Source organism: Streptomyces sp. NPDC048361, from assembly GCF_040651795.1.
Classification (GTDB): domain Bacteria; phylum Actinomycetota; class Actinomycetes; order Streptomycetales; family Streptomycetaceae; genus Streptomyces.
In genome coordinates, this window is the sequence record NZ_JBEZKW010000001.1 from 85835 (window position 1) to 100676 (window position 14842).

Sequence of the window (14842 nt, forward strand, 5' to 3'; positions counted from 1 at the left end):
GCCGATCGGCTCCGCCCCGTGTGACATTCGTCCTGCCCGCTTGCGGGCCCCGCGCCGTAGAATGGCGGAGTATGCAGAGGCTCACATAACTAATCGTTACTCGGCGGTTTCGAATCTTTTTCCGCCGGGCATAGGCCGTACACACCCATAACCGCACTCCTGTGCGTCCCCGCGAGCAAGGAAGCTCGCACCCGGGTGTCCGCATGCTGGAATGAACTATCCGGTTCCCGAGATACGTTCCATCATGTAACCTGCACGAAATTTCGCAGAGGGCCAACGTCGTCCCTCGGCTTTGAACATGCCACGACGACGACGGGAGAGCCGATGCGTTCCGACGCCTGGTCGCCCATGGACGGTCGCCCCGCCCAGCAGGGGATGTACGACCCCCGTAACGAGCACGACGCCTGTGGCGTCGGGTTCGTGGCCACCCTCACCGGTGTTGCCAGCCATGAGCTGGTCGAGCAGGCGCTGACCGTACTGCGCAATCTGGAACACCGCGGTGCCACCGGCTCCGAGCCCGACTCCGGGGACGGCGCCGGCATCCTGCTCCAGGTCCCGGACGCGTTCCTGCGCGAGGTCACCGACTTCGAGCTCCCCGAGGCCGGCTCCTACGCCGTCGGTATCGCCTTCCTGCCTCTGGAGGAGACCGCCGAAGCCGTCTCACGGATCGAGACGATCGCCGGCGAAGAGGGCCTCACGGTCCTGGGATGGCGTGAGGTCCCCGTCACCCCCGCACTCCTCGGCAACGGCGCCCGCGCCACCATGCCCGCCTTCCGCCAGCTGTTCGTCGGCGACGGCGGCTCGGCCGGTATCGCGCTCGACCGCAAGGCCTTCGTGCTGCGCAAGCGCGCCGAGCGGGAGGCCGGTGTCTACTTCCCGTCGCTCTCCGCCCGGACCATCGTCTACAAGGGCATGCTGACCACCGGCCAGCTGGAGCCGTTCTTCCCGGACCTCTCCGACCGCCGCTGCGCCACCGCCGTCGCCCTCGTGCACTCGCGGTTCTCCACCAACACCTTCCCCAGCTGGCCGCTGGCCCACCCGTACCGCTTCGTCGCGCACAACGGCGAGATCAACACGGTCAAGGGCAACCGCAACTGGATGGTGGCCCGCGAGTCCCAGCTCGCCTCGAACCTCTTCAACTCCGGCGCCGGCAAGATCGACCGGATCTTCCCCGTCTGCACGCCGGACGCCTCCGACTCCGCGTCCTTCGACGAGGTACTCGAACTCCTCCACCTCGGCGGACGCTCGCTGCCCCACTCGGTCCTGATGATGGTCCCCGAAGCGTGGGAGAACCACGAGTCGATGGACCCGGCACGCCGCGCCTTCTACCAGTTCCACGCCACGATGATGGAGCCCTGGGACGGCCCGGCCTGCGTCACCTTCACCGACGGCGTCCAGGTCGGCGCGGTCCTCGACCGCAACGGTCTGCGCCCCGGCCGCTACTGGGTGACCGACGACGGCCTCGTCGTCCTCTCCTCCGAGGTCGGCGTCCTCGACATCGACCCCGCGAAGGTCGTCCGCAAGGGCCGCCTCCAGCCCGGCAAGATGTTCCTCGTCGACACCGCCGAGCACCGCATCATCGAGGACGACGAGATCAAGGCGTCCCTCGCCGCCGAGAACCCGTACCAGGAGTGGCTGGAAGCCGGCGAGATCGAGCTGGAGGACCTGCCCGAGCGTGAGCACATCGTGCACACCCACGCCTCGGTCACCCGCCGCCAGCAGACCTTCGGCTACACCGAGGAAGAGCTCCGCGTCATCCTCGCGCCGATGGCCCGCACCGCCGGCGAGCCGCTCGGCTCCATGGGCACCGACTCGCCGATCGCCGCGCTGTCCGCGCGCCCCCGGCTGCTCTTCGACTACTTCACGCAGCTGTTCGCGCAGGTCACCAACCCGCCGCTGGACGCGATCCGCGAAGAGCTCGTCACCAGCCTGCGCTCCACGCTCGGCCCCCAGGGCAACCTCCTGGAGCCCACCGCGGCCTCCTGCCGCAGCGTCACGCTGCCCTTCCCGGTCATCGACAACGATGAGCTGGCGAAGCTGATACACATCAACGCCGACGGCGACATGCCGGGCATGAAGGCCGCCACGCTCTCCGGTCTGTACCGGGTCTCCGGCGGTGGCGACGCGCTCGCCGCCCGCATCGAGGCCATCTGCCAGGAGACGGACGCCGCGATCGAGGCCGGCGCCCGCATGATCGTCCTGTCCGACCGGCACTCCGACGCCGAGCACGCGCCGATCCCCTCGCTGCTGCTCACCGCCGCCGTCCACCACCACCTCATCCGCACCAAGCAGCGCACCCAGGTGGGTCTGCTCGTCGAGGCCGGTGACGTCCGCGAGGTCCACCACGTCGCGCTGCTCATCGGGTACGGCGCCGCCGCGGTCAACCCGTACCTCGCGATGGAGTCCGTCGAGGACCTGGTCCGCGCCGGGACGTTCATCGAGGGCCTGGAGCCCGAGCAGGCCATCCGCAACCTGATCTACGCGCTCGGCAAGGGTGTCCTGAAGGTCATGTCCAAGATGGGCATCTCCACGGTCGCCTCCTACCGCGGCGCCCAGGTCTTCGAGGCCGTCGGTCTCGAAGAGGCCTTCGTGCAGAAGTACTTCATCGGTACCGCCACCAAGATCGGCGGGGCCGGGCTCGACGTCGTCGCCAAGGAGGTCGCCGCCCGCCACGCCAAGGCCTACCCGGCCTCCGGCGTCCCCTCGGCGCACCGCGCCCTGGAAATCGGCGGCGAGTACCAGTGGCGCCGCGAGGGCGAGCCGCACCTGTTCGACCCGGAGACGGTCTTCCGCCTCCAGCACGCCACCCGCACCAAGCGGTACGACATCTTCAAGCAGTACACCGGCCGCGTGAACGAGCAGTCCGAGCGGTTGATGACGCTGCGCGGCCTGTTCGGCTTCACCTCGCAGCGCGAGCCGATCCCGCTCGACGAGGTCGAGCCCGTCTCCGAGATCGTCAAGCGCTTCTCCACCGGCGCCATGTCGTACGGCTCCATCTCGCGCGAGGCGCACGAGACGCTGGCCATCGCCATGAACCAGCTGGGCGGCAAGTCCAACACCGGTGAGGGCGGCGAGGACGCGGACCGCCTGTACGACCCGGCGCGCCGCTCCTCCATCAAGCAGGTCGCCTCCGGCCGCTTCGGTGTGACCAGCGAGTACCTGGTCAACGCGGACGACATCCAGATCAAGATGGCGCAGGGCGCCAAGCCCGGCGAGGGCGGCCAGCTGCCCGGCCACAAGGTGTACCCGTGGGTCGCCAAGACCCGGCACTCCACCCCGGGCGTCGGCCTCATCTCGCCGCCGCCGCACCACGACATCTACTCCATCGAGGACCTGGCTCAGCTGATCCACGACCTCAAGAACGCCAACCCGGCCGCGCGCATCCACGTGAAGCTCGTGTCCGAGGTCGGCGTCGGGACCGTCGCCGCGGGTGTCTCCAAGGCGCACGCGGACGTCGTCCTCATCTCCGGCCACGACGGCGGAACGGGCGCATCCCCGCTCACCAGCCTCAAGCACGCGGGCGGCCCCTGGGAGCTCGGCCTCGCCGAGACCCAGCAGACCCTGCTGCTCAACGGTCTGCGCGACCGCATCGTCGTGCAGACCGACGGCCAGCTCAAGACCGGCCGCGACGTGATCATCGCCGCGCTGCTCGGTGCCGAGGAGTTCGGTTTCGCGACCGCGCCGCTCGTCGTCTCCGGCTGCGTCATGATGCGCGTCTGTCACCTGGACACCTGCCCGGTCGGCATCGCCACCCAGAACCCGGTCCTGCGCGACCGCTTCTCGGGCAAGCCCGAATTCGTCGTGAACTTCTTCGAGTTCATCGCCGAAGAGGTCCGCGAGATCCTCGCCGAGCTCGGCTTCCGTACGATCGAGGAGGCCGTCGGCCACGCCGAACTCCTCGACACCGACCGGGCCGTCACCCACTGGAAGGCCCAGGGCCTCGACCTCGCGCCGCTGTTCTACGTGCCCGAGCTGCCCGAGGGCGCCGTACGCCACGCGGTGATCGAGCAGGACCACGGCCTGGCGAAGGCGCTCGACAACGAGCTCATCAAGCTCGCCGCCGACGCCCTCGAAGCCGAGACCCCCGAGGCCGCCCAGCCGGTCCGCGCGCAGATCGCGATCCGCAACATCAACCGGACCGTGGGCACCATGCTCGGTCACGCGGTGACGAAGAAGTTCGGCGGTGCGGGCCTGCCCGACGACACCATCGACATCACCTTCACCGGCTCGGCGGGCCAGTCCTTCGGCGCGTTCCTGCCGCGCGGCGTGACCCTGCGCCTGGAGGGCGACGCCAACGACTACGTCGGCAAGGGCCTCTCCGGCGGTCGCGTCATCGTCCGCCCGGACCGCGGCGCCGACCACCTCGCCGAGTACTCGACGATCGCGGGCAACACCATCGCGTACGGTGCGACCGGCGGCGAGCTCTTCCTGCGCGGCCGCACCGGCGAGCGCTTCTGCGTCCGCAACTCCGGTGCCACCGTCGTCTCGGAAGGCGTGGGCGACCACGGCTGCGAGTACATGACCGGCGGCAACGCGGTGGTCCTCGGCGAGACGGGGCGCAACTTCGCGGCCGGCATGTCCGGCGGCATCGCGTACGTCATCGACCTGGACCGGGACAACGTCAACTCCGGGAACCTGGGCGCCATCGAGGCCCTCAGCGACACCGACAAGCAGTGGCTGCACGACGTCGTGCGCCGCCACTTCGAGGAGACCGCGTCCACGGTCGCCGAGAAGCTGCTCGCCGACTGGTCCGTAAACGTGGACCGCTTCAGCAAGATCATCCCGACCACGTACAAGGCAGTGCTCGCCGCCAAGGACGCCGCTGAGCTCGCCGGTCTCTCCGAGCAGGAGACCACCGAGAAGATGATGGAGGCGGCGACCAATGGCTGACCCCAAGGGCTTCCTGACCACCGGCCGCGAGGTCGCCAAGACCCGCCCGGTGGACGAGCGCCTCAAGGACTGGAACGAGGTCTACGTCCCCGGTTCGCTGCTGCCGATCATCAGCAAGCAGGCCGGGCGCTGCATGGACTGCGGCATCCCGTTCTGCCACAACGGCTGTCCGCTCGGGAACCTGATCCCCGAGTGGAACGACTACGCCTACCGCGAGGACTGGCAGGCCGCCTCCGAGCGCCTGCACGCCACCAACAACTTCCCGGAGTTCACCGGGCGGCTGTGCCCGGCGCCCTGCGAGTCGGCGTGCGTGCTCGGCATCAACCAGCCGGCCGTCACCATCAAGAACGTCGAAGTCTCCATCATCGACAAGGCGTGGGACACGGGCGACGTCCGGCCGCAGGCGCCGGAGCGTCTCTCCGGCAAGACCGTCGCGGTCATCGGCTCGGGCCCGGCGGGCCTGGCCGCCGCCCAGCAGCTGACCCGGGCGGGGCACACGGTCGCCGTGTACGAGCGGGCCGACCGCATCGGCGGCCTGCTGCGCTACGGCATCCCCGAGTTCAAGATGGAGAAGGTGCACATCAACCGCCGCATCGAGCAGATGCGCGCGGAGGGCACCAAGTTCCGTACCGAGGTGGAGATCGGCCGTGACATCGACGCGGCGAAGCTGCGCAAGCGCTACGACGCGGTCGTCATCGCGGCCGGCGCCACCGTCTCGCGCGACCTGCCGGTCCCGGGCCGCGAGCTGAACGGCATCCACTTCGCGATGGAGTACCTGCCGCTCTCGAACAAGGTGCAGGAGGGCGACTTCGTCACTCCGCCGATCACCGCCGAGGGAAAGCACGTCGTGGTCATCGGCGGCGGCGATACGGGTGCGGACTGCGTGGGCACCGCGCACCGTCAGGGCGCGGCCTCCGTCACCCAGCTGGAGATCATGCCGAGGCCGGGCGACGAGCGGAACCCGGGCCAGCCCTGGCCGACGTTCCCCATGCTCTACAAGGTGACCTCCGCGCACGAGGAGGGCGGCGAGCGGGTCTACTCCGTCTCGACCACCCACTTCGAGGGCGACGAGGACGGCAACGTGCAGTCGCTGCACCTCACCGAGGTCGAGTTCATCGACGGCAAGCTGACCCCGAAGCCCGGCACGGAGCGGTCGATCCCCGCGCAGCTGGTCACCCTCGCCATGGGCTTCACCGGCACCGACCAGGCCAACGGCCTCGTCCAGCAGTTCGGCCTCGAACTGGACGCGCGCGGCAACGTGGCCCGTGACGCGGAGTTCGCGACCAACGTCGACGGTGTGTTCGTCGCCGGTGACGCGGGCCGCGGCCAGTCCCTGATCGTCTGGGCGATCGCCGAAGGCCGTTCCGCGGCCCGCGGTGTCGACCGCTACCTGACCGGCGCGAGCGACCTGCCCGCCCCGATCCGCCCCACGGACCGCGCTCTGATGGTCTGACCCCACATCGTCCCGCACAACGACGTGCGGAACTGACCGGCGCCCGCCCCACTGTCCCCGACCGGACGACTGGGCGGGCGTCGCGGCATGTCCGGCCGGTCCGCGCCCCATGTATTGACTATTAGTCAATAACGCTGCACCCTCGGGACGAGCCGCCGTCCGCCGTCGGGAGGTCCCGTGAGCAACGAAGCGCTGTCGCACCTGAGTACGGAACTGGGGGCGCCGCCACCCCCCTCGCTGGCCCATCTGGCAGACCATCAACTAATGGTCCTGGCCACCGCGTTGAGCAAGGAACGCGAGCGCCGCGCCGCCGGACTCGGCGAGGCCGCCGAAGCCGCCCTGGGCCTGGTGCCCGCCCTCGCCCGCGGCCCCGTGCGCCGCATCCTCTTCAAGTGAGGCCGGTGACCCGCATGGACACCCGAGACAGGCTCCGTACCCGCGCCGAGACCGACAAGCTCGCGGCCCTGCTCGACATGGCCCCCGAAGAGCTGGGTTTCCTCGCGACGCTGCCCGCCGACGACGTACGCACCCTGCGCGAACAGGCCGCCGCCTCGCTGTTCGACGGCGCCCCCGACATGCTGGACCGCATCGCCCGCGCCACCAAGCTCGTCCCCGCCGCAGTCGCCGCCGCCATCTCGCAGAAGGCCCTCGGCCCCCGGCTCGCCGCAGCCGTGGCGGGCCGCCTGGAACCTGCCCGGGCAGCCGACATCATCGACAAGCTCCCGGTCGCCTTCACCGCCGCGTCCTGCGCCCACCTGGACCCGCGCCGCATCGCGGGCATCGTCGACCGACTCGACGAGCACCTGCTCGTACGGATCTCGGTCGCCCTCGCCGAACGCGGCGACCACCTCACGATGGGCCGCTTCGTCGGCCACCTGCGCGACTCGGCGCTCACCCGCATTCTGCCGCAGGTCGCCGACGCGGTGGTGCTGCGTACCGGGTACGCCATGGACCAGCCCCAACGACTGGGCAGAGTCATCGAGTTGATGGGCGAGGAACGCCTGGCCCGGGTCATCGCCTCGGCCGCCGACGGCCTGTGGCCGCAGGCTTTGGCGATCGCCGGCATGGCACCGCCCGAGCAACGCGCCCGCATCGCTACCCTGACCGCCCGCCAGCCGGCGGCCCGTCTGGACACCCTGGTGCGCACGGTGGCCGAGCAGAACCTGTGGGAGTCCCTCCTGCCGCTGGTGGCCCTGCTGTCGGACGAAGACCGCCGCGCCCTGGCCCAACTGCCGTCCCTGGGTGACCCGGAGACCGTCACCGGCATCGTCCCCGCGGTCGTGGCGACAGCCCTGTGGGCGGATTTCCTCCCCTTGGTGGAACTGCTCCCCGGCCCGTCCCGCCAGGCGATCGCGAACGCGGCGGCCACCCTGACCGACACCGAACTGGACGCTCTGGCCCGCGAGGTGGACAAGCAGAACCTGTGGGACCTGGTCCTGCCCCTGGTCGAGCTGATGGACGACCCGTCCAAGGAACGCATCTTCGCCCTGCCGTCCTTCCAGGACCAGGATGTGGTCTGAGCGGGCGAACATGGCCGCGGCGATGGCAGAGTGGTGACGACATGACGAGGAGGCAGTCGGGTCCTGACTGCTCATCAAAGGGGTGTCGCCACATGAGTGTTGAGTTCGTCATCACCGCGTTCATCATCGTCGTCTCGCCGGGAACGGGAGCCGTCTACACCATCGGCACGGGCCTGACGCGGGGGTTCCGCATGTCGGTCGTGGCGGCGTTCGGCTGCACCCTCGGCATCGTGCCGCACCTCGCCGCCGCGATCGCGGGTCTCGCCGCCGTCCTGCACACCAGCGCCGTGGCCTTCGCGAGCTTCAAATGGGCCGGCGTCGCCTATCTGCTCTTCCTGGCCTGGCAGACCTTGCGCGAGAAGGGCGCCATGAAGATCGAGGCCGAGAGCGGGACCGAGCCGCAGGAGCGCTCGTCGGCACAGATCACCTGGACCGCCGTCCTGATCAACTTCCTCAACCCGAAGCTGTCCATGTTCTTCCTGGCGTTCCTGCCCCAGTTCGTCCCCGCGGGCAGCACCGACTCCCTGCCGCGCATGCTCGAACTCTCCGCCGTCTTCATGCTCATGACGTTCATCGTGTTCGTGGTCTACGGAGCCTTCGCGGCCGGCGTGCGCGACCACATCGTCTCCCGCCCCAAGGTCATGGCCTGGATGCGCCGTACCTTCGCCGTGGCCTTCGTGGGCCTCGGCCTGAAACTGGCCGACGCGAGCCGCTGACCAGCACCCGCACCCACCACCCGCGTGGTGGCGTACCCTCGTCACCCACGCCCCCCGACCCTCGGACGCCGAGCCAACGGAGACGAGCGCCGCATGCCCGCACTGTCCCTCCAGCGCGTGGAGGAGCGTGCCCCCGCGCTCGTGTCCCTCTACAAGAGCGCCGCGGAGTCCCTGGAAAAGCACGGGCTCGACGACGAGACCGCCGCCGTCCACCTCGTCGTCGACCACCCCGGGTCCGACCCGCACAGCCACCAGTTCGACTTCCTGCGCAGGCTGGACGAGCCGGCCGTCCCCGCATACCGGCGCGTCGACAACGCGGGGTACTTCGCCGCCGGAGGCGAACCGCGCCGGATGACCGACGCCCAGCTGTACGACCGGCTGCCCGGCGAGTTCCCGAACCGGCTGCGATCGGCGCGCGTGGCGGGGATCGTACGGTGAAGGTGTTGCGGGCCGCCGACCGGGTGGCCGTGCCCTGGAAGAACGGCGGCGGGGTGACCCGCGGCGTCGCCGCGCACCCCGAGGGCGCCGGGACCGCCGACTTCGCGTGGCGCGTCAGCCTCGCCGACGTCGTCGAGGACGGCCCGTTCTCCGGCTTCCCCGGCGTCGACCGGATCCTCACCGTCGTCGAAGGCACCGGAATGGACCTCACGGTGGACGGCCGACGCCGCCTGGTGGACCAGCGGTTCGTGCCCCAGCACTTCACCGGCGACGCTCCCACCGACTGCCGGCTTCTCGCCGGCCCCGTGGTCAACTTCAACGTGATGTACCGACGAGGCCACCCCGCGCCCTCGGTCGCCGTCGTGCGGGGCGAGCTGCGCGTCGACGGACCGGCCCTGATCGTCGCCCTCGACGCCCCCGCCCGCGCAGGCGGCGTGCACCTCGCTCCGTACGACGCGGTGCTCACCGGCGAGGGAAGCACACCCGTGCGCGCCGAGGGACACACAGCCGTCGTCACTGTTCCACTTCTGCCATCCGCACCGACGAGACCCGGTATCTGAGGTTTCCTGGGAGCCATGGCGACGGGAGAGACGTCGTGACGACGAAGGAGAACGCGTGACAGGCGAGCACACACCCACCACCGCCATGGGCTGGACGCGGTTCAGGGAGACCGAGACCGCGTTCGCGTCCGCCGTCCAGGCGCGGTTCGCGCAGTACAAGCACCATGTCCTGGCGACCCTGCGCAAGGACGGCTCGCCCCGGGTGACCGGGATCGAGGTGGAGTTCCAGGGCGGCGAGCTGTGGCTCGGCATGATGGCGGGCTCGATGAAGGCCCACGACCTGCGCCGCGACCCGCGCTTCGCGGTGCAGGCCAACCCCGGCCCGGACGCCGAGATGGCCGACGGTGACGTGCGGATCAGCGGGCGCGCCGTGGAGGTCACCGACCCCGCGGTGATGGCACGGTTCGCCTCGCTCGTGGAGCCACCCGAGCCGTTCCACCTCTTCCGCGCCGAGCTGACCGAGGTCGTGCGCACCGGCGTCGAGAACGACGAACTGGTCGTACGGGTATGGCGGCCCGGCGCCGCCCTGCGCACCCTGCGGCGCGGCAACGGCGACGACGGAGTCCGCGAGGACGCCTGAGCCGTCACAGGCCCGCGGGCTAGAGTCGCCTGGTCATGCAACGCATGTGAGGATCCAGGGGAGTTCATGAACAGCGAACACGACAGCGGCGCGGTCACTCTTGTCACCGGCGGGGCGACCGGCATCGGCGCCGCCACCGTCGGACGGCTCATCGGCGCCGGCCACCGGGTCGCCGTCACCGGCCGCGACCAAGGCAGGCTCGACTCCTTCGCGACCGAACTGGGCGTGGGGGACCGGCTGTTGGCTGTGGCCGCCGACCCCACCGACTTCGCGTCGATCGGCGCGGCGGTCCAGGCGACGGTCAAGACGTTCGGACGGCTCGACCACGTCGTCGCCAACGCCGGGTTCTCCACCCACGACAACCTCGCCGACGGCGACCCCGAGCACTGGCGCGAGATGCTCCTGGTCAACGTGCTCGGCCCCGCCGTCCTGGTGAAGGCGGCGCTGCCCGCGCTCACCGAGAGCGGTGGCCGCGTCGTGATGGTGGGCAGCACCGCGGGGATCAAGAACACCCCGGGGAACATGTACTCGGTCAGCAAGTCCGCGCTGACCTCGCTCGCCGAGAACACCCGTGTCCTGGTCACGGGCTCCGGCGTGGGTGTGACGCTCATCGCGCCGGGCCGCGTGGACACCCCCTTCTGGTCGAGCCACCCCACCGGCGTCGTCCCCGGCGGCCCCGCGATGACCCCCGACCACATCGCCGAGGCCATCGTCTGGGCGCTCGCACAGCCCGCCGGGGTCGAGGTCAACCAGGTGGTGATCCGCCCCACCGGCCAGGTCCACTGAGGCCCCGCCCGTGAGGACCGGCGCCGGGCCCTTGGGGGCTCATCCCGCCAGGACCAGAGCCCTGCACTCGCCGGGCGTACCCCAGGCGTCCCTGAGCGGCCGCGCCTTGCGCAGCCAGAGCGACAGATCGAGTTCCTGGGTGTAGCCCACCGCGCCGTGCAGTTGCAGCGCGGCGCGGGCGGCGGCGTACGCGGCCTCACCGGCGGTCACCTTCGCGGCGGCCACATCGCCCGGAGTCAGCGAGAGCGCGGCCCCGTAGAGGAGCGGCCGGGCGAACTCCACCGCGACCAGCGTGTCCGCGAGCCGGTGCTTGACCGCCTGGAAGGAGCCGATGGGCGCCCCGAACTGGGTACGCTGCTTGACGTACGCCACCGTCCGGTCGAGCAGGGCCCGGGCGAGCCCGAGACACTGCGCGGCCGCCGCGAGCCGCGCCCACAGGGTGGCGTACGCGACGGCCTCGTCCAACTCGGCTGCGGACGCGAGGAGTTCACCCCCGGGCAGCGGACGGGACAGGCGCCGTGCCGGATCGGCGGAGACCTGGACCGGGCCGTGCCCGGGGGCGAGCCGCAGCTCTGGGCCCGGCTGGTCCGACTGCTCCGACTGCTCCGACTGGTCCGACTGGTCCGACTGGTCTGTCTGCTCCGACTGGTCTGTCTGGTCCGACTGGCCCGGCCGGGCCGAGTGCCCCGACTCACCCGAGCGGCTCGCACGGTCCGATACGACGAGGACGGCGTCGGCGGCGTCCGCGTCGAGCGCGTAGGGGCGCGCCCCGGGGAACAGCACGCTCGCCATGCAGGCCCCCGACACGACCGGGGGCAGCAGCCGCTTGGCCGGCCCCGGCTCGCCGAGCTCTGCCAGGCGGGTGAGCAGGGCGGCCGCCGCCACCGTCTCCACGAACGGCCCCGGCGCCGCGTGCCGCCCCAACTCCAGGCAGGCCAGGGTAAGTTCGACCGGCCTCGGCCCGACACCGTCGTACGCATCGGGCGCCACCAGCGCGAAGATCCCGGCGTCGGCGGCGCGGGACCACAGGGCCCGGCCGGGCCCCGGGTCCCCCGCACCCCAGGCCCGTACGGCAGACGGCGTGTCGGCGGCGGTCAGCATCGCGTCGAGGGAGCGCGTGAAGTCGAGTTGTTCCGAGGTGAGCAGGAACCTCATCGGCGGCCCTTCGGGAGGCCGAGCAGGCGCTCGGCGATGATGTCGCGCTGGATCTCGTTGGTCCCCGCGTAGATGGGGCCGGCCAGCGAGAAGACGTAGTTCTCCGCCCAACTCCCGTGCGCGGGCGCCTCGTCGGCGTCGTCGGACAACTCGCCGTACGGCCCGAGCAGATCGAGCGCGCACTCGTGCAGGGCGATGTCGTACCCCGACCAGAACACCTTGTTCAGGCTGGACTCGGCGCCGATGGGCTCTCCCGCGGCGAAGCGGGAGGCGTTGGCCGCCGTGAAGAGCTGATAGGCGCGCGCCCCGATCACCGCGTCCGCGACCCGGTCGCGCAGCGCGGTGTCCGCGGGGTCGCCCGCCGTGCGCCACAGTTCCACGAGCCGCGCGGCCGAGGCGAGGAAACGGCCGGGGGAGCGCAGCATCAGACCGCGCTCGTTGCCGGTCGTCGACATGGCGATCCGCCAGCCCGCCCCAGCCTCGCCGATGAGGTCCTCATCGGGCACGAAGACGTCGTCGAGGAAGAGCTCGGCGAAGGCGGGTTTGCCGTCGAGGCGGCCGATGGGGCGGACCGTCACACCGGGCGCCCGCAGGTCGAACATCAGATAGGTGAGACCGTGGTGCGGCTTGGCCGCCGCCGGGTCCGTACGGAAGATGCCGAAGGCGCGGTCGGCGAACGCGGCCCGCGACGACCAGGTCTTCTGCCCCGAGAGCAGCCAACCCCCCTCCGTACGCACGGCCTTGGAGCGCAGGGACGCGAGATCGGACCCCGCCTCCGGCTCGGACCAGGCCTGCGCCCAGATCGTCGCGCCGCTCGCCATGTCCGGCAGGATGCGGGCGCGCTGTTCGGGCGTGGCGTGATCGAACAGGGTGGGCGCCAGCAAGTTGATGCCGTTCTGCGAGACACGTCCGGGCCCGTCCGCCGCGAAGTACTCCTCCTCGAAGATGAGCCACTGGAAGATGTCGGCGCCCCGGCCCCCGTACTCCTCGGGCCACGACACCACCGACCAGCGGTCACCGGCCAGCAGCGCCTCCCACTCCCGGTGCGCGGCGAAGCCTGCCGCGGTCTCCAGGGAGGGGAGCGGCGTGGTGGGGACGTGCGCGGCGAGCCAGGCGCGCGCCTCGGCGCGGAAGGCCTCCTGGCCGGGCGTGGGATCCAGGTCCATGGGTGCGGCACACCATCCTTCCCTAACAAGTGTTTGGTAGGTTAACGTGGCGCCGTGACGGACAACAAGGCTCAGTACGTGCCGGGCCACGGCCTCCTCGACGGCCGCACCGCCGTCGTCACCGCGGCGGCCGGCGCCGGGATCGGCGGGGCCACCGCCCGCAGGCTCCTCGAAGAGGGCGCCCGCATCGTCATCGGCGACACCCACACCCGCCGTCTGAAAGAAGCCGAGCAGACCCTCGCCGCCGAGTTCGGCGCGCACCGCGTCGCCGCGCTGCCCTGCGACGTGACAGACGAAGACCAGGTCGCCAGCCTCTTCGCGCTCGCCGCCCGCGAACACGGCGGCCTCGACATCGTGGTCAACAACGCGGGCCTCGGCGGCACTTGCTCCCTCGTCGACATGAGCGACGAAGCGTGGGCCAAGGTCCTCGACGTCACCCTGAACGGCACGTTCCGCTGCACCCGGGCGGCCCTGCGCGCCTTCAAGGAGACCGGCCGCGACGGCGTGATCGTCAACAACGCCTCCGTCGTCGGCTGGCGCGCCCAGGCAGGCCAGGCCCATTACGCCGCCGCGAAGGCCGGCGTCATGGCGCTCACCCGGTGCGCGGCCGTCGAGGCCGCCGCATACGGGGTGCGCGTCAACGCGGTCGCGCCCAGCCTCGCCATGCACCCGCACCTGGTGAAGGTGACCTCCGCCGAACTCCTCGAAGAGCTCACCGCACGTGAGGCGTTCGGCCGCCACGCCGAACCCTGGGAGGTCGCCAACGTCATCGTCTTCCTGGCCAGCCGCTACTCCTCGTATCTGACCGGCGAGGTCGTCTCCGTCAGCAGCCAGCATGCCTAGGATCTCCCGGCCGGACGAGTCCGGCATGCCCAGCACGTCCGGCATGCCCAGCACGCCAGGTGTGATCCCGGCGAGAGGCCCCGGCCGGAGCAGCACAATGGACGAGTGCCGACGAACCAGAAGAAGACGCAGGTGACCGCCGCGCCCGAGCGGCGGCGTGAACTCCTCGCCACCGCCGCCGAGGTGTTCGCCTCCCAGGGGTACAACGCCACCACGGTCCGCCGGATCGCCGACGAGGCGGGGCTGCTCGCGGGCAGCCTCTACTACCACTTCGACTCCAAGGAGTCGATGCTCGACGAGATCCTCTCGACCTTCCTGAACGAGCTCTGGGAGGGGTACGACGCCGTGCTCGCCGCCCAGCTCGGCCCACGGGAGACCATCGAGGCCCTGGTCACCGAGTCCTTCCGGGAGATCGACCGGCACCGCGCCGCCGTCGCGATCTACCAGAAGGAGTCCCGGCACCTGGCCGCGCAGCCCCGCTTCCACTACCTGGCCGACTCGCAGCAGAAGTTCGAGAAGGCATGGCTGGGCACGCTGGAGCGCGGGGTCGCGGCCCGGGTCTTCCGCGCCGACCTGGACATCCGCCTCACCTACCGCTTCGTGCGCGACACGGTGTGGGTGGCCGCGTCCTGGTACCGCCCCGGCGGCTTGCACAGCCCGGAGGAGATCGCCCGCCAGTACCTCTCGATGGTCCTGGACGGAATCGCCGTACGCGCATAACGCGCATAACGCGCA

Annotated in this window: 13 protein-coding genes; 11 read left to right on the top strand and 2 right to left on the bottom strand. The window is 70.9% G+C overall.

Features of this window, described 5'->3' with window-relative positions:
• Window positions 1-324 precede the first annotated feature (324 nt).
• The 9 genes from gltB to AB0D31_RS00450 all read left to right on the top strand — a co-directional run bounded on the left by gltB (window position 325) and on the right by AB0D31_RS00450 (window position 10943).
• Complete coding sequence (gene gltB, locus AB0D31_RS00410) at window positions 325-4890, top strand: glutamate synthase large subunit (protein ID WP_362714851.1); 4566 nt, start codon at window positions 325-327, stop codon at window positions 4888-4890.
• On the top strand, window positions 4883-6343 hold the full coding sequence (locus AB0D31_RS00415) for a glutamate synthase subunit beta (RefSeq protein WP_362714854.1): 1461 nt from the start codon (window positions 4883-4885) through the stop codon (window positions 6341-6343). The genes gltB and AB0D31_RS00415 overlap by 8 nt, the downstream gene beginning before the upstream one ends.
• Window positions 6344-6520: 177 nt before the next feature.
• The gene (locus AB0D31_RS00420; RefSeq protein WP_362714857.1) at window positions 6521-6739 is read left to right on the top strand and encodes a hypothetical protein; all 219 of its coding nucleotides are present in this window, start codon (window positions 6521-6523) and stop codon (window positions 6737-6739) included.
• A gap of 14 nt (window positions 6740-6753) precedes the next feature.
• Window positions 6754-7863 carry a hypothetical protein gene (locus tag AB0D31_RS00425; RefSeq protein WP_362714860.1) on the top strand — a complete coding sequence of 370 codons (1110 nt, stop codon included), beginning with the start codon at window positions 6754-6756 and terminating at the stop codon, window positions 7861-7863.
• Window positions 7864-7955: 92 nt separating this feature from the next.
• Window positions 7956-8579: a LysE family translocator gene (locus AB0D31_RS00430; RefSeq protein WP_362714863.1), complete on the top strand. Its 624-nt coding sequence runs from the start codon at window positions 7956-7958 to the stop codon at window positions 8577-8579.
• A 93-nt stretch (window positions 8580-8672) separates the two neighbouring features.
• A complete protein-coding gene (locus AB0D31_RS00435; RefSeq protein ID WP_362714866.1) occupies window positions 8673-9017 on the top strand; it encodes a VWA domain-containing protein in 345 nt (114 codons plus the stop codon).
• The gene (locus AB0D31_RS00440) at window positions 9014-9577 is read left to right on the top strand and encodes a HutD family protein (RefSeq protein ID WP_362714868.1); all 564 of its coding nucleotides are present in this window, start codon (window positions 9014-9016) and stop codon (window positions 9575-9577) included. Before AB0D31_RS00435 ends, AB0D31_RS00440 begins: the two co-directional genes overlap by 4 nt.
• A gap of 85 nt (window positions 9578-9662) precedes the next feature.
• Window positions 9663-10157, top strand: coding sequence for a pyridoxamine 5'-phosphate oxidase family protein (locus AB0D31_RS00445; protein ID WP_362715230.1), 495 nt, complete (start codon window positions 9663-9665; stop codon window positions 10155-10157).
• Between the two features lie 66 nt (window positions 10158-10223).
• Entirely contained in the window at window positions 10224-10943 is a 720-nt protein-coding gene (locus tag AB0D31_RS00450) for an SDR family oxidoreductase (protein WP_362714871.1), read from the top strand.
• 39 nt (window positions 10944-10982) lie between these two features.
• Here AB0D31_RS00450 and AB0D31_RS00455 read toward each other — a convergent pair whose 3' ends face one another.
• Both AB0D31_RS00455 and AB0D31_RS00460 read right to left on the bottom strand, forming a co-directional pair.
• Entirely contained in the window at window positions 10983-12098 is a 1116-nt protein-coding gene (locus AB0D31_RS00455; RefSeq protein WP_362714874.1) for an acyl-CoA dehydrogenase, read from the bottom strand.
• Window positions 12095-13264 carry an acyl-CoA dehydrogenase family protein gene (locus AB0D31_RS00460; RefSeq protein WP_362714876.1) on the bottom strand — a complete coding sequence of 390 codons (1170 nt, stop codon included), beginning with the start codon at window positions 13262-13264 and terminating at the stop codon, window positions 12095-12097. Before AB0D31_RS00460 ends, AB0D31_RS00455 begins: the two co-directional genes overlap by 4 nt.
• A gap of 54 nt (window positions 13265-13318) precedes the next feature.
• On the opposite strand from AB0D31_RS00460, the gene AB0D31_RS00465 reads away from it, so the two are divergent.
• On the top strand, window positions 13319-14107 hold the full coding sequence (locus AB0D31_RS00465) for an SDR family oxidoreductase (RefSeq protein ID WP_362714879.1): 789 nt from the start codon (window positions 13319-13321) through the stop codon (window positions 14105-14107).
• Window positions 14108-14212: 105 nt separating this feature from the next.
• Window positions 14213-14827 (top strand): TetR/AcrR family transcriptional regulator, encoded by a 615-nt coding sequence (locus tag AB0D31_RS00470; RefSeq protein ID WP_362714881.1) that lies wholly within the window; start codon window positions 14213-14215, stop codon window positions 14825-14827.
• Window positions 14828-14842 lie beyond the last annotated feature (15 nt).